Genomic DNA, 20,229 nt, shown 5'->3' with positions numbered 1-20,229 from the left:
CGCGGCGGGACGACGCTATGGCGCTGTGGACGACGGGCCCTGGCCGGGGCGAGCTGCGCCCCGAGACGCTGCGGCCGCCGGCAGACGGCGAGGCGCTCGTGCGCACTCTGTGGACCGGGGTGAGCCGCGGCACCGAGACGATCGTCGCCCGCGGCGACGTGCCGGCCTCCGAGCACGACCGGATGCGGGCGCCGTTCCAGTCCGGCGATTTCCCGTTCCCGGTGAAGTACGGCTACCTCAACATCGGTGTGGTCGAGGACGGGCCGGACCCGCTGCGCGGTCGCACCGTGTTCTCGCTGTTCCCGCACCAGTCCCGGTTCGTCGCGCCGGCCACGGCGCTCATCCCTGTCCCGGACGGCATCCCGGCCCGGCGGGCCGTGCTCGCCGGCGCGGTGGAGACAGCGATCAACGTGCTGTGGGATGCCGCGCCCCGACTCGGTGACCGGGTCACCGTGATCGGGGCCGGCCTGGTCGGCGCCGCAGTGGCGATCCTCGCGCGCGGCATCCCCGGCGTCGAGGTGACGCTCGTGGACGTCGACGCCGCGAAGGCGGCTCTCGCCGCGGCGCTCGGCGTGCGATTCGCCCGGCCCGACGAGGCGGGAAGCGACGCGGACGTCGTGATCGAGGCCAGCGGCAGCGCCGCGGGCCTGCAGCTGGGTCTGCGCACCGCCGCGACCGACGGCGAGGTGATCGTCGCCAGCTGGTTCGGCAGCGCCGCCGTCCCGCTGGAGCTGGGCGCCGACTTCCACTCCCGGCGCCTGACGATCCGCGCCAGCCAGGTCGGCGCGGTCGCGCCGAGCCGCAGACTCCGCCGGACCACGACGGAGCGCCTCGCCCTGGCGGTGCGGATGCTCGCGGATTCGGACTTCGACCTGCTCCTGGGCGACACCTCGCCGTGGACGCGGCTGCCGGAGGTGACGGCCGCGCTCGCCGCCGGCACCGCCGAAGCCCTGTGCCACACGATCGATTGGACCGGCGCATGAGCTTCAGCGTCTCCGTCCGCGACCACGTCATGATCGCGCACAGCCTGCGCGGCGCCGTGTTCGGCCCCGCGCAGCAGCTGCACGGGGCCACGTACCTCGTGGACGCGACGTTCCGCGCCGCGACGCTGGACGAGGACGGGATCGTCGTCGACATCGGCCGCGCGCGCGACGTGCTCGCCGGGCTCGTCGGAGAGCTCACGTACCGCAACCTCGACGACGCGCCCGAGCTGCGCGGCGTGAACACCACGACCGAGCGGCTGTGCCAGATCGTCGGCGACCGGCTCGCCGACGCCGCCCGGGCCGGCGCGCTGGGCGGGGCGGCGCTTAGTGGGATCGTCGTCACGCTGCACGAGTCGCACATAGCCTGGGCGTCGTACGAGGTGGCGCTGTGACCGCCGCGTCCTCCGTCCGCCTCCTCGTCCCCGCCGGCGTCGACGACCCGCGGCGCGTGAGCGGCGGCAACGTCTACGACCGCCGGGTGCGGGAGGGTCTGCGCCGTCGCGGGTGGACGGTGGTGGTGTCCGAGGTCGCCGACCGCGACGCCGCGGCCGCCGCCTTGCGCGCCGCGCCCGCCGGCGCGCTGGTCCTCGTGGACGGGCTGGCCGCCGGATGGGCTGCGGACGAGGTCGTCGCCGCGGCGCGCCGACTGCGGATAGCCGTGCTCGCGCACATGGTGGTCGCGGCGTTCCCCGACGCGGGCCCCGTCGCCGTCGCGGCCGAGCGGCGAGTGCTCGGCGCCGCCGTCCGGGTGGTGGCGACGAGCCGCTGGACCGCGGACGAGCTCGTGCGCCGCGGCCTGGTCGATGAGGACCGGGTCGCGGTCGCCGCGCCGGGGGCGGCGCCCGCCGAACCCGCCCGCCCCTGGCGGGACGGCGACCTGCTGTGCGTGGGGGTGGTCGCGCCGCACAAGGGGCAGGACCTCCTGCTCGACGCGCTGGACCGGACGGGCGCGGCGGAGTGGACGTGCAGGATCGTCGGCCCCACCGACCGGCATCCGGATTTCGCCGCCGGCATCGCCCACCGGGCGGCCGCGATCGGCCCTCGCGTGTCGCTCACCGGTGCCCTGCACGGCGCCGCGCTCGCCGACGCGTATCGGCGCGCCGCGCTGCTGGTCGCGCCCTCCCGTGTGGAGAGCGCCGGCATGGCGATCGCAGACGCGCAGGCGCGCGGCATCCCGATCCTGGCGACCGCGGTCGGCGGGATTCCCGGCACCGTCGCCGCCGGCGGCGCCGTCCTCGTCCGCCCGGACGACGCGGCAGCGCTCGCCGACGCCCTGCACGCCTGGATGACCGACCCCTCGCTGCGCGCGCGACTGCGCGCCGAGGCGGCGCGGGCGCGCAGCGGCCTGCCCACGTGGGAGGACACCGCCGCGCAGCTGGCCCACGCCCTGGAGGAGACATGACGACGATCTCCACCACCGTCCCCGACTGGCTTGCGCTGCGTGCGGGCGCCGACGCCGCCGCACGGTCCCACGTGCTTGCCGCCGCACTGGCGCGGGCGATCCCCGCGGGACCGGTCGTCGTCCACGACCTCGGGGCCGGCACCGGCGCCATGCCGCGGTGGCTCGCCGCGCGGCTGCCCGGGCCGCAACAGTGGGTGCTGCACGACGGGGATGCCGGGATCCTGTCACACCTCGACCTGCGCGGCGTCGCCGACCGCGACGGCTGGCCGGTGGCCGCCGACGTCCGGATCGGAGAGCTGGCGGCGCTGCCCGAGGACGCGTTCCACGGCGCCACCGCGGTCACCGCCTCTGCCCTGCTCGACGTCGTCACCCGGGAGGAGGCCGCGCGCATCGTCGCGGCGTGCGTACACGCCGGCGCCCCGGCCCTGTTCAGCCTGACCGTGACGGGATCCGTGCGGATCTCCGGTCCTGCGCGGTTCGATGTCCGCGCCCTGGGGGCCGCGTTCGACGACCACCAGCGTCGCACCGTCGACGGGCGGACGATGCTGGGGCCCGACGCCGTGTCGGTCGTGGCGGCCGCTTTCACCGCGGCGGGCTGGCGGGTGCGCACCGCCGCCACGCCCTGGCGGCTGAGCGCCGGTGGGCTGCTCACGGTGTGGCTGGACGGCTGGATCGGCGCGGCGCTCGAGCAGCGCCCCGAGCTTGCGGATGTCGCGGACCGCCACCGTGCGCGCTGGGAGGCGCTGGCGGCCGCCGGCCGACTGCGCGCGGTCGTGCAGCACGAGGATCTGCTGGCATGTCCGGCGTGACGAGGATCCCCCGCAGCGTGCGGGTGGCGGCACGGATCGCGGGCGGCGCGGCCATCGTCGCCGGCACCGCGCTCGTGGTCGGCGTCGGCCCTTTCCTGCGCGGCCTCGCGGCGGTCTCGCCCCCGGCGATCCTGCTGGCGGTGGCGCTCACGGCGATCGCGACCGCCGCCGCCGCGTGGCGCTGGCAGACGGTCGCCGGGCGGCTCGGGCTGCCCCTGCACGGCGGAACCGCGGTCGCCGCCTACTACCGCTCGCAGTTCCTCAACACCGTGCTGCCCGGCGGCATCCTCGGTGACGTCGACCGGGCATACGGGCACGGCCGCCGGAACGCTCGGATCGGCCAGGCCACCCGCGCCGTCGCGGTGGAACGGATAGCGGGCCAGGTGGTGCAGGTGCTCGCGACGCTGGCGCTGCTCGTGCCGCTGGGCCTGCTGTCGCCCCGCTCGCCCGCGGTGTGGGCGGCCGGTGTGGGCGCCGCGGCAGCCGTCGTCGTCGTGGGCGCGGCGGCCGTCGTGCCGCACGGTCGTCGCGCGCTGCGCCGAGAGCTCGCGCTGCTGCGCCCGCTGTTCTCCCGCCCCCGCACGGTCCTCGTCGTCGTGGGCGCGTCGCTCATCGTCGTCGCCGCCCATGCCGCGACGTTCGTGGTCGCCGCGCTCGCCGTCGGCGTCTCGGCTGACTCAGACGAGATCGCCGTCGTTGCGCTGATAGTGCTGGCTGCGTCGGCGATTCCGCTGAGCATCGGCGGTTGGGGGCCCCGCGAGGCCGTCGCGGGCTCGGCATTCGCCGTCATCGGGCTCGGCGCGGGAACGGGAGTCGCGGTGTCGACGACGTTCGGCGTGCTCGCCATGATCGCGGTGGCCCCGGGCGCTGTGGTGCTGCTGGCCGGCATCCCGCGCGTGCTGACCGCCCGCACCCAGAGGAGCTCCGCATGATCGAGCGACCGTACGTCACCCTGAGCTGCGCGATGTCGATCGACGGCTACCTCGACAGCGCCGAGCCGGGCCGGCTCGCGATGTCCAACGCCGCCGACTTCGACCGCGTCGACGAGGTCCGCGCCGGCAGCGACGCGATCATGGTAGGGGCGTCCACGGTGCGCAGGGACGATCCGCGGCTCCTGGTCCGGGATGTCGCGCGCCGCGCGCGCCGCATCGCTCAGGGCTTGCCCCCGTCCCCGGTGAAGGTCACCGTGACCGCCAGCGGCGACCTGCCCGCGCACGCCGCGTTCTTCACCGTCGGCGAGGTGGACCGGATCGTCTACTGCCCGCGCGCCAGCGCCCGGGACCTGCACGCCCGGGTGGGCGACCGCGCGACAGTCGTCGGGCTGGGCGAGCGCGTCGAGATGGCGGCGCTGCTGGACGATCTCGGTGCGCGCGGCGTGCGCACCCTCATGGTGGAGGGCGGCGGCACCGTGCTGACGCAGTTCCTGGCCGCCGACCTCGCCGATGAGCTTCAGCTCGTCGTCGCGCCGTTCTTCGTCGGGGAGGACGGCGCCCCGCGCGTGGTGCACCCGGGCGCGTACCCGTGGACGGTGTCCCGCCGGGCGCACCTGGCGCAGACGCGGCAGATCGGCGACGTCGTGCTGCTGCGCTACGCCCTGTCGGACCGGTTCGGGATGCCGCGCTCCGCGTGGTCTGCGCGCCGGGCCGGGATCGCTGCGCCATGACCGCCCGCGTCCCGGAGCGCCCGGCCCGCCCGCGGCCGGTGCGGCTCGCGCTCGCCCTCGTGCTGCTGGTCGCGCTGCCGGTCGTCCCCGGGATCGTCGCGACCGGGTCGCCGGCGGCGCGGATCCCGGGGGAGTCCCTCGTGGTCCTGCTGCTGCTCGCCGTGACGCCGTGGCGGCGGCTGCGCATCGGCCTCGCGTCGGCATTTGCCGTGTTCGTCGTCGTCGCGATAGCGGTGGCCGGCATCGACCGCGGGTTCAGGATCGTGCTGGGCAACCGCTTCGACCCGCTGGACTGGCCACTGATCGGTTCGGCGCTGGGCGTGGCATCCGACTCGATCGGCGCGGCTTCGGTCGCGGTGCTCGTCGCCGTGCTCGCGGTCGTGGCGCTGGCCGCCGGCGTCGCACTCGCCTGGGCCGCCCTGCACGTGGACGCGGTGATCCGCCGCGCGCGGCGCGCGCGGACTGCCCTCACCGCCGTCACGGCGGGATGGGTGACCATCGCCCTGGTGGGATCGGTGCTGGCCATTCCCGAGCCGGTGACGGCCGCGGCATCCACCGACACCATCGGTTCGGCGTTCTCGCGCGCGTCCGCCGCCCTGCACGCCCGCGCGGCGATGGCACACACCCTCGCCCGCGACGCCTTCGCCGCCGTGCCGGGCTCGGAGCTGCTCACCGCTCTGCGGGGCAAGGATGTCGTGTTCGCGTTCGTCGAGAGCTACGGGCGGGTCGCGGTGGAGGGGACGAGCTTCTCGGCCGGCGTGCGCGCCACGCTCCGCGAGGGCGAAGCGGCGTTGTCCGCCCACGGGTACGCCGCGCAGAGCGCGTGGCTCACCTCGCCCACGTTCGGCGCCGGCAGCTGGCTCGCCCATGCGACGCTGCACACCGGCGTGTGGATCGACGCGCCGGCGGTGTACGACACCGTGGTGGAGAGCACGCGCTTCACGCTCAGCGACGCGTTCCGGAGGGCGGGGTGGAGCACCATCGCCGACGTCCCGTCGAACGTGAAGGCATGGCCGGTGGGCACGACGTTCTACCACTACGACACGCTGCTGGGCGCCGACGACGTCGGCTACCGCGGCCCCGTGTTCGGCTACGGGCGCATCCCCGACCAGTACACGTGGAAGCACTTCGCCGACACCGTGCTCGCCGGGCCCCACGCGCCGGTGATGGCCGAGATCGACCTCGTCTCCTCGCACGCGCCGTGGGCACCGCTGCCGCAGCTTGTGCCGTGGGCGCAGGCCACCGACAGCACCGTCTACGACCCGCAGCCGGCGCAGAGCGAGCCGGCCGCGAAAGTGTGGCAGGACGCGCGGACCGTGCAGCGGTTCTACGGCCAGTCGATCCAGTACAGCCTCGGGGCCATGTTCTCGTTCCTGGAGAACGTCGACGACCCGAACCTCGTGGTGATAGCACTCGGCGACCACCAGCCCGCGACGATCGTCAGCGGCGAGGACGCCGGCCACGACGTGCCGATCAGCATCATCGCCCGCGACCCGGCCGTGATGCGCGCCGTCGAGGGCTGGCACTGGACGCCGGGGATGCGGCCGACCGATGCCTCCCCGGTATGGCGGATGGATGCCTTCCGCGACCGGTTCCTGACCGCGTTCGCGCCGGTCGGGTGAGGCCGCCGCGGGACCCCTCCCGCGGGGAGGCGCTCGTGCCTACTGTGGAGGCATGAGGACGTGGACCGCCGACGAGCTCGACCGCGTCGGCAGCGCCGACGAGCTGGAGGTCTCGTCGGTCCGCGGCGACGGCACCGACCGGCCATTCGTGACGATCTGGGTGGTGCGCGCCGGCGACGCGCTGTACGTGCGCTCCGCCTACACGGCGCAAAACCCCTGGTACCGGCGCGCGCTGCGCGCGGGTACCGGACGCATCCGCGCCGGAGGCGCTGAGCACGCCGTGACGTTCACTCGGATAGCGCCCGACGACGCGGCCGTGCAGGAGGCGATCGACGCCGCCTACCACGCCAAGTACGACCGATATGGGCAGCGGCTCGTCGCCACGGTGGTCGGCGCCACCGCGCAGGGCGCGACGCTTCGGCTGGACCCGCGCTGACGCGCCGCTGTTGACAGGAAGAAGCATCCCGTGTTCCATCTCACGCTCAATAACGACGTCATGATGCCCGCCCTCGGCCTCGGGGTGTTTCAGTCCCCGCCGGAGCAGACCGCCGCCGCCGTCGACACCGCGCTGCGCCTGGGCTACCGGCACATCGACACGGCCGCCGCGTACGGGAATGAACGCGAGGTCGGCGAGGGCATCCGCCGCTCCGGCGTGGACCGCGGCGACATCTTCATCGAGACGAAGGTGTGGGTCTCCGACTACGGATACGACAAGACCCAGCACGCGTTCGAGAAGGCGATCGGCAAGCTCGGCGTGGACACCCTCGACCTGCTGATCCTGCACCAGCCCGCCCCGTCACGGTTCGACGCGACGATCGCCGCCTACAAGGGGCTGGAGACGCTGCTGGCGGACGGGAAGGTGCGCGCGATCGGGATCAGCAACTTCATGCCGCACCACCTCGATCGGCTGCTGGACGCCACCGCCGTGATCCCCGCCGTCAACCAGGTCGAGCTGCACCCGTACTTCGCGCAGCCCGAGGTGCAGCGCGCGAACGCCGCGCACGGCATCCTCACCCAGGCGTGGTCCCCGATCGGCGGCATCACGTTCTATCCCGGCCCGTGGGGCGATGAGCGGCGCAGCGTGATGCAGGACCCGACGCTCGCCGACCTCGCGGCCGCCCACGGCAGGTCACCGGCCCAGATCATGCTGCGTTGGCACCTGCAGGAGGGACGCTCTGCGATCCCCAAGTCGGTGAACCCCGGACGCATCGCCGAGAACCTCGACGTCTTCGACTTCGCGCTCGACGGCGAGGAGCTCACCCGTATCGACGCCCTCGACACCGGGGTGCGCAGCGGTCCCGACCCCGACCTGCCCCGCGACGAGCTGTTCGACCGCGTCGTCGACGAGGCCTGAGCCAGTCTCCTTTCCCGTGCCGCCGCCCCCGCACAGGGGTGCAGGAGCCTGCAGACGCGGCAGGTGAGGGCGGACGTACGGCTCTCGCAGCCGCACGGAGTGGGCGGATTGCTCCTCGAGAGCGGGAGCTGCTGTCGGTATGCGTCGAGCGAAGCTCAAGATTGGCTCAGTTTGCCCTTTATGTCCCCCATTTGGGGGACAGGCGTGCATTAGAGTCCTCTCATGTCCCCCAAACGGGGGACAACGGAGGCGACGACATCGCCATCGCTCGAGCTCTGTGGGGGAGCGAGGAGCACGGGGATCAGGAGTCGATGCGAAGGGGAGGCATCGGCTCGTCTCCTCAGTTGTGCCCGCACGCAGTCTGACGCGTGCACCGATCCCATCAACCCGGTCCGAGACCGCAACATCCGAGGAAGACATCATGTCGAAGTCCACGTCCCAGCACCCGAAGCGCCGCTTCGTCCTGCCCGCCGTCATCGGCGGCGGCGCCGCATCCCTGCTGCTCGCCCTGAGCATGTCGCCCACGGTCGCCGCGTTCACCGCGTCGATCGCCAACGACACCAACACCGCCGGCTCCGGCACGCTGATCATGCAGGAGACGAGCGGCTCCGGCAGCAGTGCCGCCACCTGCACCAGCACCGACGGCGGAGGCATCGGCACGAACAGCGCCACGTGCTCCACCATCAATGCGTACGGCGGCAGCCTCGCGCTCGTTCCCGGCACGTCCGTGAGCACCGACGTGACGATCAAAAACACCGGCACCGTGCCGGCCAGGACGTTCTCGCTCGATGCAGGAGCCTGCACCCAGGGTGACAACGGCCTCGTGAACGGCGGCGCGAAAGACCTGTGCGACAAGATCACGGTGAAGATCGTCTCCGGCGGTGACCTGGTCTACAACGGCTCGCTCACCGCGTTCACCGGTCAATCGGTGAACATCCGGCAGAAACTCAGCACGGGTCCGATCGCCGCCGGCACCTCCGTCTCGTTCACGTTCACCGTGACGCTCGACGGCACCGCCGACAACACCTACGCGGGTCTGCAGGCCTCCCAGCCGCTGACCTGGACGTTCAACTCCTGAGCCGCCGGTGACCGAGAACACCGCGGCGACCTCGCGCCGGACCGTCGCCGCTCTCACCGCTCTGGCGGCAGCAGCGATCCTCGCCGCGCTGGTCGCCGCGGTGTTCCTGCTCAGCGGGTCGCGACTGTTCATCGTCACGACCCCGAGCATGGCCACCGCGGCCCCCGTGGGGACACTGGTGGTCGCGCAGCCCCAGTCCGCGTACCACGTCGGTGACGTCATCACGTTCACGGTGGACGGGCGGGTCGTCACCCACCGCATCCACGCCGAGACCGGGGGCGTGATCACGACGAAGGGCGACCTGAACGGATCGCCGGACGGGTGGCAGCTGACCGCCTCCGACGTCGTCGGGAAGGCCGTCGCGCTCGTCCCCGGGGCGGGCTGGATCCTGCGGGCACTGCCGTGGCTGCTGGCCGGCATCTGCCTGACCGAGGTCGTCATCCTGGCCGGGCGTGCACGCCGCGACTGGGCGTGGAACCTCCGGCTCCTCGGCTGGTCGGCATCCATCGCGCTGGTCTCCTATGTGCTGCGCCCCTGGGTCGGCGTGCAGCTGCTGGACTTCCGTGCCGACGACGCCCGCACCGGCGTGCTCATGCACCTCGTGAACACCGGCCTGTACCCGTTCCGCGCCGAGGGCACGGTGCTGCACGCCGGGCAGGATGCCGTCGTCCACACGACGCAGCGGCTCGCGTCCGGTGCCTACTACGTCACGCCCACGGCCGAGCTCAGCCTCGGCATGCGGCTCGCGATCCTGCTGGCCTGCCTGGTCCCGCTGTTCATCGCGCTGATGCGGCGTCAGCAGCCGGCCCTGTTCGCGGACGCCGCGCGGCCCGCCGCGATCGCCACGGTGCGCCGGGGCATGCGGGGCGGGGTCGTCGCGCTCAGCGTGATCGTCACGATCCTGCTCGTGGTGGCGATCACCGTGTCGGGCTCCGGTGCCGCGTTCGCCGCGGGCATCTCGAACACGGGGTCGGTGGGCAGCAATGCCGCGTTCTCGTGCGCGGATGCCGTCAACCTGCCGACCGCCGGCGCGACCGCGGGGTCACTCGTGGCGGGGTTCGCGATGAACACGGTCAGCGGCAACAGCAGGAACGAGACGAACCTCGTCGACGGCGGCAAGGGCCCGAAGGGGCAGTGGGCGGTTCCCACCACCATCGCCGCGACCGCCGGCTGCGCGCGGGATCAGCCGGCCGCATCCGTGACATTCGACGGCGCGCAGCAGTGCCTGTTCGCGCCGGTCAACGTCAACAACCCCACCACCTTCAGCATCGAGGCCTGGTTCCGCACCGCCACGAAGGGGAATGGCAGGATCATCGGCTTCGGCGACGCGAAGGCCTCCGCCGTCGACACCGCGGCGGACCGGATGGTGTACCTCGACCCGGCCGGCCGGATCGTGTTCGGCGTCGCCCCCGGTGGTACCACCACCACGGTCGCGACGACGGCGAGGTTCGCCGACGACACCTGGCACCACGTCGTGGCCACGCTGTCCTCGGCGGGCATGGCCTTGTACGTCGACGGCACGCTCTCTGCGAGCAACCCGTCCGTCACCTCGGCGCGGGCGCAGAACGGCTACTGGAAGATCGGCTGCGGCACCATCACCGGTTGGCCGGACGGCGCCGGGGCGGCGTACCCGAACCCGCCGTCGCACTTCACCGGGCAGCTGGAGTTCGCTGCGATCTACTCGACCGCGCTGACTGCCGCCGACGTGCGCACGCACTACCTGGCCGGGCGGTGAGCGCCCCACCGGTCGCGCTAGGCGTGCATCCGGACGGTGAGGACCTGGGCGCTGGTGCCGATCGGGCCGTGGACGTCGTGCATCGCGGCGCGGGTGAGGCCGACCCCGTCGGCCCCGATGGACACCGCGATGTCGAACCCGACCCACGGCGTGGCGGGCGCCCGGAACAGGTGGACGGTCAGGTCCAGATTCGGGTAGCTGGCGGCGTCCGGTGCCAGCCGCGGCGTCATCCCGTTCGCGATGTCGGCCACGCCCAGCACCTGCGCTGTCGTGCTGACCGGCTCGCCTTCCAGCAGCGGCAGCCGGAGCTTCAGCCACACCTGGCCGCGGCCGGGCTCGATCAGCCGGCGCCGTCCTTCGATCGTGCGGGCGAACGTGCCGGCCCAGCCGGTGGCGGGCTCGAACGGCTCGAGCTCGTCCGGGCCGGGGATCGGTGCTATCCCGGTCCACTGCACGGCGGCGGTGTCGTATGTCTGCTGCAGCCAGGCGCGCGCGACGAGGGCCGCCCGGCCGGCGTGGGTGAGCGTCGCCTCGACGAGCTCGATCGTGCGTCCGGCGCGCAGCACCCGCACGTCGACGTCCAGCTCGCCGACCGGCATCGTCCCGAGGATGTCGACGGACAGGCGGGTCAGGGCATGGCCGTCGTCGCGGCGCGAGTCGCGATCGGCCTCGATCGCATGGGTGAGCTGGCCGATCACGGGCGCCACGTGCATCTGCGTCGGGTCCCACGCTCCTCGCGTCTGCTCGGTGGCGCGGAAGCGCGTCGGACTCAGCCGTTCGAAGTAGGCACTCACATTCCGAATCGTAGGGGACGAGGCGGGCGGCACCGGCGGTCGCCGTGGCTGTGCGGTCAGCGGCCGAGCATCGCGTGCAGGCGGTCGGCCTCGCCCTCGGCCATCGGATAGGCGTGCTCGGGCGCCGGGTAGACGCCGGCGCGCACCTCGTCGGCGTACGCGGAGATCCCGGCGACGGTCGCCGCGCCCACGTCGGCGTAGCGCTTCACGAACCGGGCATGCTGGCCCTCTTCGATGCCCAGCAGGTCATGGAATACGAGCACCTGTCCATCGGTCTGCGCGCCGGCGCCGATGCCGATGACCGGCACGGACATCCCGGGCATGATCGCCGCCGTCGCCTCGGCCGGAATCGCCTCGAACACGAGGGCGAAGCATCCCGCCTCCTGCAGCGCGAGCGCGGCCTCGCGCACGCCGAGCGCGGCCTCTGCGGTGCGGCCCTGGGACCGATACCCGCTCAGGGCGCCGATGCTCTGCGGGGTCAGGCCGACGTGCCCCATCACCGGGATGCCGGCAGCGACGACGGCGCGGACCCGGTCGACGGTGCTGCCGCCGCGTTCCATCTTGACCGCGTCGGCTCCGGCCTCCTTCACGAAGCGCTGCGCGGTGCGCACGGCCTGCTCGTCGGACGCCTCATACGACCCGAACGGCAGGTCGGCCACGAGGAGAGGGACCGTGAGGCCGCGACGGACGGCGGCGGTCAGCATCAGCATCTCCTCGACCGAGACCGGCACGGTGCTGTCGTAGCCGAGCACCGTCATCGCCGCCGAATCGCCCACCAGCACGACATCCACCCCCGCCGCATCCGCGGCCCGGGCGCCGGGATGATCGTACGCGGTCACCATGACGATCGGCTCGCCGGCCGCCTTGAGGCGGGCGAGCGTGTCCAGCGTGACGCGGGGGCGGGATGCCGCGGCCGCCCCGGTCATGCCGTCACCGCCGTGTGCAGCGCGGCGGATTCGTGGTCGACGGCCACGATCGCATTGTGATCGTCGACGTGGACGACCACCGGGACGTACCCGTCCAGTTCGGCATCCTCCACCTCCGCGTACGAGATGACGATCACGGTGTCCCCGGGATGCACGAGCCGCGCGGCGGCGCCGTTCAGCTGCAGGTCGCCCGAACCGCGTTCGCCGGAGATCGCGTACGTCACCAGCCGGGCGCCGTTGTCGACGTCGACGACGTGCACCTGCTCGTTCTCGCGGATGTCGGCGGCCTCGAGCAAGTCGGGATCGATCGTGATCGAGCCGACGTAATGCAGGTCGCTGCCGGTGACCCGGCCGCGGTGGATCTTGGACTTCAGCATCGTGCGGCGCATCAGCGGGTCTCCAGGATCGTGTTGTCGATGAGTCGCGCCGCGCCCACGCGCGCGGCGACGGCGAGCAGGGCGGTCGGGGCGACCTCGTCGACCTCGGTGAGGTCGTCCGGGGAGCGGAGGTCGAGGTACTCGGGCTGGATGCCGGCGGCACGAAGCTCGGCGCGGGCGGCATCCAGGATCACGTCGGCGCTGGTGCTGCTGCGGGCGACGACGTCCTCGGCGGCGACGAGGGCGCGATGCAGCGCCGTCGCGCGGGCACGGTCGGCGGCATCCAGGTACACGTTGCGCGAGCTCATCGCGAGGCCGTCGGGCTCGCGGACGATGGGGCACCCGACGACCCGGACCGGCAGGTTCAGATCCCGCGCGACGCGCCTGACCACGAGCACCTGCTGCGCATCCTTCTGCCCGAAGTACGCGGCATCCGGCCCCACGATCGCGAACAGCTTCGCGACCACCGTCGCAACCCCGTCGAAGTGACCGGGCCGGGCCGCCCCGTCCATCACGTCGGTGAGGCCGGACACGTGGATCGTCGTCGAGAAGCCGTGCGGGTACATCTCGGCGACGGAGGGCGCGAACAGGATGTCGACACCGGCCTGCTCGGCGATCCGGGCGTCGCGCTGTTCGTCCCGCGGGTAGGCGGCCAGGTCCTCGGCCGGTCCGAACTGAGTGGGGTTGACGAACAGCGAGACGACGACGAGGTCGTGCGCGTCGCGCGCCGCGCGCATGAGCGAGATATGCCCGTCGTGGAATGCGCCCATCGTCGGCACGAGGCCGACCCTGGCGTTGCGGGCGCGGGCGCCGGCCACGGCGGCGCGGACCTCGGCTGCGGTGCGGAGGACCCTCATTCACCGGCTCCTTCGGGCGAGGGCCCGCGTGCTGTCGGCGAGCACGTCGAACAGCGGGATCAGCTCGGCGGCCTCTGCGGCGACGGCGGCGCGCTGCCAAGCCACGGTCTGCTCGTCGCCGCGGGCGATGGGGCCGGTCAGCGCCGCCTCCGGTCCGTCGGCGGCCCAGTTCTCCACCGTCCGGCGCACGAGGGGGGCCAGCAGAGCGCGGGCGTCGGCGTCCGGGACGGCGACCGACAGCATCCGCTCGGCGGCCGCCTCCAGCGTCACGAGGAAGTTCGACGCGAACGCGGCGGCGGCGTGGTACGCCGCGCGGTGTTCGTCGGCGATGGGGAACGGCCGCATGCGCAGCGCCTCGGTGAGCTCGTACGCGACGGCGACGGCATCCGGGGTTCGCCCCGCGACGGCGCAGCCCACGCCGGCGAGCACGGCCGGTTCGTCGTCGGCGCGGATCGTCTGCAGCGGGTGGGTGCCGAAGTCCACGTGGTCCAGGGGAGTGGCGCCCGAAGTGTGGCCGACAAGGCGCGCGCGGCCGGCTGCGGCGGCCGCGGCACCCGGGATCTCGCGATCGGGTACGCAGAGGAGGATGATGTCAGCGGCCGGCGGCATCTCGCCGCGGCCCGACGGGCCGAGCACCCGGTAGCCCACCGTGGACAGGGCGCGGGCCAGGACCGTCCCGACGCGGCCACCACCGACGATGCCGACATCGGCGATCGTGCGATGCGCGCCGGGCGGGTGCTGATACTGCGACGGATCGGGCATAGGTGCGTCTTCGCGGAAAGGGAAGGGTGATCCGAGCATAGTGAGTCCACCGGCGTCCGCCGATTCGGGGCCGTCACGAGGGTGGCGGCGAGGTCATGTGTCGCAGAAGTTGCGGCATCCATCGCCGACATCCCGCATTTTGTGAGACGCGGTTCGCGGTGCGTCACAGAACATGCGGCATCAGGGGCCCGCATCCCGCATCGTGTGGGACGCGGTGCGCGGTGCGTCGCAGAACATGCGGCGTCTGGTGTGGCGTGGCGATGTGTCGCAGAAGATGCGGCTTCGGACACCGACATCCCGCATCTTGTGAGACGCGGTGCGCGGGGCGTCGCAGAGGTTGCGGCGTCCGCAACCGGCATCCCGCATGTAGTGCGACGCCAAGCGGACTACGGTTCGGACGGGTGGCGCCGCGCGAGGGCCGCGACGATCGCGCTCTGCGCGTCCGCGGCGGCGTCCGCGGCGGAGACGTTCTCGGCGCCGACGGCGGCGACGATCTCCGCGCGCTGGATACGCGTCTCGCGGGGCGCGTCGATGCCGAGCCGGATGCTGTCGCCCTTGATGTCGAGCACGGTGACCGTGATCTCGCCGCCGATCAGCACGCTCTCGCCGACCCGCCTCGTCAACACCAGCATCCCCACAGCCTAGTGGCCGCGGCCCGGCGGCCTCCGCAGCGACCGAGGCGCTCAGTGACCCGGTTCGGCGGTCACCGCGGGCGCCTCCGACCCCCGCACCACGCCGACCGTCTCGATCGGCAGCCCACCCGCGCTGGCCTCCGTGTAGGACAGCACCGGCAGCCCGTCGTTCTGCGCCGAGACCAGCCGCCGCACCGCCGCGCGCAGCGTCGGCGCGCATACGAGCACCGTCTCGCCGCCGTCGCCCGCCGCGGCCACAGCGGCCTTGACGGACGCTATGACGCCCTCGAGCCGGTCCGGCTCGAGCACTATGTGCGTGCCGTCCTCGCCGGTGCGCATCCCCTCGAGCATCGCCTGCTCGAGCAGCGGCGCGAGCATGATGACCCGCAGCACTCCCGCCTCCGTGAACCGCGCCGCCACAGCGGGGCCCAGCGTCGCCCGCGCCGCCTCGATCAGCCCCTCCGGCTCGGTCGAGACCCGGGCGCGCAGCGCCAGCGCCTCGTAGATCCGGGCGAGATCCCCGATCGGGACGCGCTCGGCCAGCAGCCCCTGCAGAACCCGCTGGACCTCCGCCAGCGACAGCAGCGACGGCGTCAGCTCCTCCACGGCCGCGGGCGAGACCTGCTTGAGCGCATCCGTCATCTGCCGCACGTCCTCGCGGCTCAGCAGCCGCGGGGCGGATGAGTGGATGACGCTGGACAGGTGCGTGACGATCACGCTGGCCCGGTCGATCACGGTGGCGCCGGCGAACTCCGCGCTGTGCCGCATCTCCGCGGGGATCCACTTGCCCTCCAGGCCGAACACCGGGTCGTGCACGGCCGTGCCCGGCAGCGTCTCCAGACCCTGGCCGAGGGCGAGCACCGATCCTGGCGGGGCCTCGCCGCGCCCCGCTTCGACCCCCGCGACGCGGATGACGTAGCTGGACGGTCCGAGCTCGACGCTGTCGCGCGTGCGGACGGGAGGCACCACCAGCCCGAGGTCCAGCGCTATCCGCCGCCGCAGCGCCTTCACGCGGGCCAGTAGGTCGTCCGGTCCGCCCATCACGAGATCCACGACGTTCGGGGCCAGCAGGATCTCCAGCGGATGAACGCGCATCTTCTCGATGAGGTCCTCGGTGCTCTCCGACGCGGGGGCGTCGGCGGGCGCGGCCTCGGCCTGCCGGCGCTTCGTGCTCGCCGTGATCCGCTGCGACGCCAGCAGCAGCAGCGCCCCGATCGTCGCGAACGCGAGCACCGGCATCCCCGGCACCAGGGCGAGCGCTATCGCCGCCCCGCCCGCTATCGCCAGCGCGTGCCGCGACTGACCCAGCTGTGCGGACGCGGCCTGGCCGATCTCGGTCTCGGCGTTCGACCGGGTCACGATCATGCCGGTTGAGACCGCCATCAGCAGGGCGGGGATCTGGGTGACCAGCCCGTCGCCGATCGTGAGCAGCGTGTACGTGTTCACGGCCTCGTCGATCTCCAGGCCCCGCTGCACCATCCCGATCGCGATGCCGCCGACGATGTTGATGATGATGATCACGAGCCCGGCGATGGCGTCGCCCTTGACGAACTTCGACGCGCCGTCCATGGCGCCGTAGAAGTCCGCCTCCGCGGCCACCTCGGCGCGGCGCTCCCGGGCCTCGACGTCGGTGATGAGCCCCGCGTTCAGGTCCGCGTCGATCGCCATCTGCTTGCCGGGCATGGCATCCAGCGTGAAGCGCGCCCCGACCTCCGCGACGCGCTCGGAGCCCTTCGTCACCACGACGAACTGGATCACCACGAGGATCAGGAACACGACCGCCCCGATGATCAGCGACCCGTTCACGGCGATCTGCCCGAACGCCTCGATCACCTGCCCGGCGTACGCCTCCCCCAGCACGAGCCGGGTGGATGCGACGTTCAGGCCGAGCCGGAACAGCGTCGCCACCAGCAGCAGCGACGGGAACACCGAGAAGTCCAGCGGCTTGCGCACGAACATCGTCGTGAGCAGGATGACCAGCGCGAACATGATGTTCAGGATGATCAGCGTGTCCAGAAGGAACGGGGCGACGGGCACGACCAGCAGCATCAGGATGCCGACGACGCCCACCGGCACCGCGAGCTTGCGCAACAGGCCGTTCATGCTGTCCTCCGAGGGGGAAGGGAGTGGATGCCGCGGGCGGCGCCGCGCCGACGCAGGGCGTCGACGAACACGAGCACATGCGCCACGGCCGTGTACAGGTCCTGCGGGATCTCCTGGCCGAGCGCGCACGCGGCGTGCAGGGCGCGGGCCAGCGGGATGTCGCGGACCAGCGGCACCCCGGCATCCTTGGCCCGGTCGCGAATGCGCTCGGCGACCACGCCGCTGCCCTTGGCGACCACGCGCGGGGCGGACTTGCCGGCCTCGTACCGCAGCGCGACGGCGATGTGCGTCGGGTTGACCACCACGACGTCCGCGTCCGCGACCGCCGCGATCATCCGGTTCCGGCTCATCGCCAGCTGCCGGGAGCGCCGCTGCTGCCGCACCAGCGGGTCGCCCTCGGTGCGCTTGCTCTCGTCCTTGAGTTCGCGCTTGGTCATCCGGGTGTGCTTGGAGTTGCGGCGCATCACCACGAACACGTCGATCGCCGCCAGCGCGAGGCCCACCGCGACGGTGGCCTGCAGCAGCGCCGCCGTCCCATCGGCGGCGGTGTCCAGCAGCAGCGTGATCGAGTGTGCGCCGCTCGCGGACAGCACCGGCATCAGGCCGGCGACCACGACCCACACCGCGGTGGCGATGGCGGCGGTCTTCAGCAGCGCCTTCGCGCCCTCCCATAGCGCGCGCCCGCCAAACAGCCGGCGCAGGCCGCCGATGATGTCGAACTGCTCGAACCGTCCGGACGGGCGGCGCAGGTGCACGCCGCCCTGCACCGCCGCGCCGAGCAGCGTGACGATGCTGACGGTGGCCAGCAGCGGTCCCAGTGTGGCCAGGACGGAGCCCAGTCCCCGGCCGAGCGCGGCCGCCGCCGCGGCGGGCGTGGGGTCGCGCACGACCGAGGCGAGCAGGATCATCTGCTCGGTGCCGGCGCCCGCGCCGGCCGCCACGGCCGCGGGCATGCAGATCGCGGCCGCCCCCACGCCCAGCCACGCGGTGAGGTCCTGGCTGCGGGACAGCTTGCCCTTCTGCCGGGCTTCGCGCAGCCGCCGGTCGGTGGCCTTCTCGCTGCGCTCGCCGCTGTCGTTGTCGCTCATCGCCCCACGCTCCGCATGATTCGGAAGGCGTCGGTGCCGAGGGCCTCGAGGATGCCGGGCAGGACGAGGAACACGGTGCCGGCCAGGGCCAGCGTCAGCAGCAGCTTGACGGGCAGCCCCAGCGCGAACGCGTTCAGGGCCGGAGCGCCGCGCGTGACCAGGCCCAGCGCGACATCCGCGAGGAACAGCACGAGGATGAGCGGCCCGGCGATCTGGACCGCGGCCACGAACATCTGCGACACCCCCTCGACGATCAGCTGTGCCGGGGCGCCGACGGCGAACGTCCCGTCCACGGGCACCGCGTCGAAGCTGCGGGTGAGCCCGGCGATGATGAGCTGATACCCCCCCGAGGCGAACAGCAGGGTCAGCGCCGTCATCTGGAAAAGCCGCGTGAACTGGGCGCCGTTGACCTGCGACTGCGGGTCGAAGACCTGCGCGAGCTGGAAGCCGCCGAACACGTCGATGAGTCCGCCGGCGGCCTGGATGGCGGAGAAGCACATCATCACGAGGAACCCCAGCAGGGCGCCGACCACGAGCTGCAGCGCGAGCGCGCCGAGGAACGGCGCGACGTCCATGCTCCGGTGCCCCGGCGCGACGCCGCCGCTGACGGCGAGGGCGAGCCCCACTCCGAGCATCGCCTTGATCCGGGCGGGGATGGCGCCGTGCGAGAACGGCGGCGCGATGAACAGGAACGCGGTGATCCGCACCGCCGCCAGCATCGTCGCCTCGAGCCACACGACGTCGACCGGGATGTGCATCTCATCCCCCCGACAGCAGGGACGGGATGCGGGTGAACATCTCGTTCGTGAACGCGATCATCTCGGTGATCATCCAGTTGCCGGCCACCAGCAGCGCGACGGCGACGGCGATGGCCTTCGGCACAAACGAGAGCGTGACCTCCTGGACCTGCGTGATCGACTGCAGCAGCGATATCGCCAGACCCACCACGAGCGCCGTGACGAGGATCGGGGCGGCCAGCTTCGCGGCGATCACGAGGGCCTGCGCGCCGATGTCCAGGGCGGCTTCGGGGCTCATCCGGCGCCCCCGTAGCTCTCCAGGAGGGATTTCACGATCAGACCCCAGCCGTCCACGAGGACGAACAACAGGATCTTGAACGGGAGCGAGATCATCACCGGCGGCAGCATCATCATGCCCATCGACATGAGCGCGGCGGCGACGACGAGGTCGATGACCAGGAACGGCACGAAGATGACCAGGCCGATCACGAACGCGGCGCGCAGCTCGGAGATCATGAATGCCGGGATGAGCATCTGCATCGGCACGCTCGCCGGGTCGGCCGGGTTCGCCTGCCCCGCCACCCGTGCCATCAGCGCCAGATCCTCCTGTCTCGTGAACGACAGCATCCAGTCCCGGAGTGGTCCCTGCCCCACGTCGATGGCGTGCGCGAACGTCATGTCGCCGTTCACGTAGGGCTGCACGGCGAGGTGGTTGATGTCGGTGAGCACCGGCCACATGATGAACAGCGACAGGAACAGGGCCAGCCCCGCGAGCACCTGGTTCGGCGGGATCGTCGGCAGCGACAGCGCATTGCGGGTCATCGCGAGCACCACGAAGATCTTCGTGAACGCCGACATCATCAGCAGCAGCGCCGGCGCCACTGACAGCAGCGTGATGCCCAGCAGGGTCAGGATCGACGCCGACGGCGACCCGTCGATCCCGTTGATGTCGATCGTGATGCCGGGCGCGACGGCGGGCGGTGTCGGCGGGGTGGGGCCTATCGTGGCAGCGTGCGCGGGCGTGCCGATCGTCATCGCGAGCACGCCGCTCACGACGATCACGCCGGCGATCAGCAGCATCCAGCGGCCGGTGCGGCGGCCCCGGGATGCCGGACGCGTCGCTCTCCGCGGGGAGCCGATGCCGCGCGGCCAGAGGCCGCCGAGCGTGGTCAGGGATGCGAACGGGTTTGCCGCGGGCGGCGGGAACGCGGTGGCCCGGGCGGTGCGGCGGTGCGCGCGGAGGGCCGCGGCGGGGTCGGCGCGCAGGGCCGGGGCTGGGGCGGCGTCGCTGGTGCGCGGCGCCGGCT

Annotated in this window: 22 protein-coding genes; 11 read left to right on the top strand and 11 right to left on the bottom strand. The window is 72.8% G+C overall.

Annotated elements, in window-relative coordinates:
- The first annotated feature begins 17 nt into the window (after positions 1-17).
- The 11 genes from GH740_RS12290 (at position 18) to GH740_RS14340 (ending at position 10,646) form a co-directional block, all read left to right on the top strand.
- A complete protein-coding gene (locus tag GH740_RS12290; protein WP_153746384.1) occupies positions 18-983 on the top strand; it encodes a zinc-binding alcohol dehydrogenase in 966 nt (321 codons plus the stop codon).
- Complete coding sequence (locus GH740_RS12285) at positions 980-1,375, top strand: 6-carboxytetrahydropterin synthase (RefSeq protein ID WP_153746383.1); 396 nt, start codon at positions 980-982, stop codon at positions 1,373-1,375. Before GH740_RS12290 ends, GH740_RS12285 begins: the two co-directional genes overlap by 4 nt.
- Positions 1,372-2,385 carry a glycosyltransferase family 4 protein gene (locus GH740_RS12280; RefSeq protein WP_216644942.1) on the top strand — a complete coding sequence of 338 codons (1,014 nt, stop codon included), beginning with the start codon at positions 1,372-1,374 and terminating at the stop codon, positions 2,383-2,385. Before GH740_RS12285 ends, GH740_RS12280 begins: the two co-directional genes overlap by 4 nt.
- Positions 2,382-3,194, top strand: coding sequence for an SAM-dependent methyltransferase (locus tag GH740_RS12275; protein ID WP_153746381.1), 813 nt, complete (start codon positions 2,382-2,384; stop codon positions 3,192-3,194). The genes GH740_RS12280 and GH740_RS12275 overlap by 4 nt, the downstream gene beginning before the upstream one ends.
- Positions 3,182-4,126: a lysylphosphatidylglycerol synthase transmembrane domain-containing protein gene (locus GH740_RS12270; RefSeq protein ID WP_153746380.1), complete on the top strand. Its 945-nt coding sequence runs from the start codon at positions 3,182-3,184 to the stop codon at positions 4,124-4,126. The genes GH740_RS12275 and GH740_RS12270 overlap by 13 nt, the downstream gene beginning before the upstream one ends.
- Entirely contained in the window at positions 4,123-4,857 is a 735-nt protein-coding gene (locus GH740_RS12265; protein ID WP_153746379.1) for a dihydrofolate reductase family protein, read from the top strand. Before GH740_RS12270 ends, GH740_RS12265 begins: the two co-directional genes overlap by 4 nt.
- Entirely contained in the window at positions 4,854-6,479 is a 1,626-nt protein-coding gene (locus GH740_RS12260) for a hypothetical protein (protein WP_153746378.1), read from the top strand. Before GH740_RS12265 ends, GH740_RS12260 begins: the two co-directional genes overlap by 4 nt.
- Before the next feature lie 52 nt (positions 6,480-6,531).
- The gene (locus tag GH740_RS12255) at positions 6,532-6,915 is read left to right on the top strand and encodes a DUF2255 family protein (RefSeq protein WP_153746377.1); all 384 of its coding nucleotides are present in this window, start codon (positions 6,532-6,534) and stop codon (positions 6,913-6,915) included.
- A 63-nt stretch (positions 6,916-6,978) separates the two neighbouring features.
- On the top strand, positions 6,979-7,833 hold the full coding sequence (locus GH740_RS12250) for an aldo/keto reductase (protein ID WP_216644948.1): 855 nt from the start codon (positions 6,979-6,981) through the stop codon (positions 7,831-7,833).
- 421 nt (positions 7,834-8,254) lie between these two features.
- A complete protein-coding gene (locus GH740_RS12245) occupies positions 8,255-8,911 on the top strand; it encodes a hypothetical protein (RefSeq protein ID WP_153746376.1) in 657 nt (218 codons plus the stop codon).
- A gap of 7 nt (positions 8,912-8,918) precedes the next feature.
- Positions 8,919-10,646 carry a LamG-like jellyroll fold domain-containing protein gene (locus GH740_RS14340; RefSeq protein ID WP_153746375.1) on the top strand — a complete coding sequence of 576 codons (1,728 nt, stop codon included), beginning with the start codon at positions 8,919-8,921 and terminating at the stop codon, positions 10,644-10,646.
- Between the two features lie 17 nt (positions 10,647-10,663).
- Here GH740_RS14340 and GH740_RS12235 read toward each other — a convergent pair whose 3' ends face one another.
- The 11 genes from GH740_RS12235 to fliP all read right to left on the bottom strand — a co-directional run bounded on the left by GH740_RS12235 (position 10,664) and on the right by fliP (position 20,002).
- On the bottom strand, positions 10,664-11,440 hold the full coding sequence (locus GH740_RS12235; RefSeq protein WP_367641550.1) for a thioesterase family protein: 777 nt from the start codon (positions 11,438-11,440) through the stop codon (positions 10,664-10,666).
- Between the two features lie 56 nt (positions 11,441-11,496).
- On the bottom strand, positions 11,497-12,366 hold the full coding sequence (gene panB / locus GH740_RS12230) for a 3-methyl-2-oxobutanoate hydroxymethyltransferase (protein WP_153746374.1): 870 nt from the start codon (positions 12,364-12,366) through the stop codon (positions 11,497-11,499).
- A complete protein-coding gene (gene panD / locus GH740_RS12225; protein WP_153746373.1) occupies positions 12,363-12,755 on the bottom strand; it encodes an aspartate 1-decarboxylase in 393 nt (130 codons plus the stop codon). Before panD ends, panB begins: the two co-directional genes overlap by 4 nt.
- Positions 12,755-13,600, bottom strand: a complete 846-nt coding sequence (gene panC / locus GH740_RS12220) for a pantoate--beta-alanine ligase (protein WP_153746372.1) — start codon at positions 13,598-13,600, stop codon at positions 12,755-12,757. Before panC ends, panD begins: the two co-directional genes overlap by 1 nt.
- Positions 13,601-14,362: a DUF2520 domain-containing protein gene (locus GH740_RS12215; RefSeq protein WP_153746371.1), complete on the bottom strand. Its 762-nt coding sequence runs from the start codon at positions 14,360-14,362 to the stop codon at positions 13,601-13,603.
- Between the two features lie 386 nt (positions 14,363-14,748).
- The gene (gene csrA / locus GH740_RS12210; RefSeq protein WP_153746370.1) at positions 14,749-14,994 is read right to left on the bottom strand and encodes a carbon storage regulator CsrA; all 246 of its coding nucleotides are present in this window, start codon (positions 14,992-14,994) and stop codon (positions 14,749-14,751) included.
- A gap of 51 nt (positions 14,995-15,045) precedes the next feature.
- Positions 15,046-17,097 carry a flagellar biosynthesis protein FlhA gene (locus GH740_RS12205; protein WP_153746369.1) on the bottom strand — a complete coding sequence of 684 codons (2,052 nt, stop codon included), beginning with the start codon at positions 17,095-17,097 and terminating at the stop codon, positions 15,046-15,048.
- Positions 17,094-18,185: a flagellar biosynthesis protein FlhB gene (locus GH740_RS12200; RefSeq protein ID WP_153746368.1), complete on the bottom strand. Its 1,092-nt coding sequence runs from the start codon at positions 18,183-18,185 to the stop codon at positions 17,094-17,096. The genes GH740_RS12205 and GH740_RS12200 overlap by 4 nt, the downstream gene beginning before the upstream one ends.
- Complete coding sequence (locus tag GH740_RS12195; RefSeq protein WP_153746367.1) at positions 18,182-18,943, bottom strand: flagellar biosynthetic protein FliR; 762 nt, start codon at positions 18,941-18,943, stop codon at positions 18,182-18,184. Before GH740_RS12195 ends, GH740_RS12200 begins: the two co-directional genes overlap by 4 nt.
- A gap of 1 nt (position 18,944) precedes the next feature.
- The gene (gene fliQ / locus GH740_RS12190) at positions 18,945-19,220 is read right to left on the bottom strand and encodes a flagellar biosynthesis protein FliQ (protein ID WP_153746366.1); all 276 of its coding nucleotides are present in this window, start codon (positions 19,218-19,220) and stop codon (positions 18,945-18,947) included.
- On the bottom strand, positions 19,217-20,002 hold the full coding sequence (fliP, locus tag GH740_RS13900; RefSeq protein ID WP_172978373.1) for a flagellar type III secretion system pore protein FliP: 786 nt from the start codon (positions 20,000-20,002) through the stop codon (positions 19,217-19,219). The genes fliQ and fliP overlap by 4 nt, the downstream gene beginning before the upstream one ends.
- Positions 20,003-20,229 lie beyond the last annotated feature (227 nt).

This window comes from Microbacterium sp. SYP-A9085 (genome assembly GCF_009649635.1).
Taxonomy (GTDB): Bacteria; Actinomycetota; Actinomycetes; order Actinomycetales; family Microbacteriaceae; genus Microbacterium.
This window is presented reverse-complemented; position numbering and strand designations above follow the sequence as displayed.

Excerpts from the sequence above, each read along its gene's own strand:
- GH740_RS12290 (WP_153746384.1), top strand. The coding sequence starts at position 18 with ATGGCGCTGTGGACGACGGGCCCTGGCCGGGGCGAGCTGCGCCCCGAG.
- GH740_RS12285 (WP_153746383.1), top strand. The coding sequence starts at position 980 with ATGAGCTTCAGCGTCTCCGTCCGCGACCACGTCATGATCGCGCACAGC.
- GH740_RS12275 (WP_153746381.1), top strand. The coding sequence starts at position 2,382 with ATGACGACGATCTCCACCACCGTCCCCGACTGGCTTGCGCTGCGTGCG.
- GH740_RS12270 (WP_153746380.1), top strand. The coding sequence starts at position 3,182 with ATGTCCGGCGTGACGAGGATCCCCCGCAGCGTGCGGGTGGCGGCACGG.
- GH740_RS12265 (WP_153746379.1), top strand. The coding sequence starts at position 4,123 with ATGATCGAGCGACCGTACGTCACCCTGAGCTGCGCGATGTCGATCGAC.
- GH740_RS12260 (WP_153746378.1), top strand. The coding sequence starts at position 4,854 with ATGACCGCCCGCGTCCCGGAGCGCCCGGCCCGCCCGCGGCCGGTGCGG.
- GH740_RS12255 (WP_153746377.1), top strand. The coding sequence starts at position 6,532 with ATGAGGACGTGGACCGCCGACGAGCTCGACCGCGTCGGCAGCGCCGAC.
- GH740_RS12250 (WP_216644948.1), top strand. The coding sequence starts at position 6,979 with ATGCCCGCCCTCGGCCTCGGGGTGTTTCAGTCCCCGCCGGAGCAGACC.
- GH740_RS12245 (WP_153746376.1), top strand. The coding sequence starts at position 8,255 with ATGTCGAAGTCCACGTCCCAGCACCCGAAGCGCCGCTTCGTCCTGCCC.
- panB (WP_153746374.1), bottom strand. The coding sequence starts at position 12,366 with ATGACCGGGGCGGCCGCGGCATCCCGCCCCCGCGTCACGCTGGACACG.
- panD (WP_153746373.1), bottom strand. The coding sequence starts at position 12,755 with ATGCGCCGCACGATGCTGAAGTCCAAGATCCACCGCGGCCGGGTCACC.
- panC (WP_153746372.1), bottom strand. The coding sequence starts at position 13,600 with ATGAGGGTCCTCCGCACCGCAGCCGAGGTCCGCGCCGCCGTGGCCGGC.
- GH740_RS12215 (WP_153746371.1), bottom strand. The coding sequence starts at position 14,362 with ATGCCCGATCCGTCGCAGTATCAGCACCCGCCCGGCGCGCATCGCACG.
- csrA (WP_153746370.1), bottom strand. The coding sequence starts at position 14,994 with ATGCTGGTGTTGACGAGGCGGGTCGGCGAGAGCGTGCTGATCGGCGGC.
- GH740_RS12205 (WP_153746369.1), bottom strand. The coding sequence starts at position 17,097 with ATGAACGGCCTGTTGCGCAAGCTCGCGGTGCCGGTGGGCGTCGTCGGC.
- GH740_RS12200 (WP_153746368.1), bottom strand. The coding sequence starts at position 18,185 with ATGAGCGACAACGACAGCGGCGAGCGCAGCGAGAAGGCCACCGACCGG.
- GH740_RS12195 (WP_153746367.1), bottom strand. The coding sequence starts at position 18,943 with ATGCACATCCCGGTCGACGTCGTGTGGCTCGAGGCGACGATGCTGGCG.
- fliQ (WP_153746366.1), bottom strand. The coding sequence starts at position 19,220 with ATGAGCCCCGAAGCCGCCCTGGACATCGGCGCGCAGGCCCTCGTGATC.
- fliP (WP_172978373.1), bottom strand. The coding sequence starts at position 20,002 with ATGCTGCTGATCGCCGGCGTGATCGTCGTGAGCGGCGTGCTCGCGATG.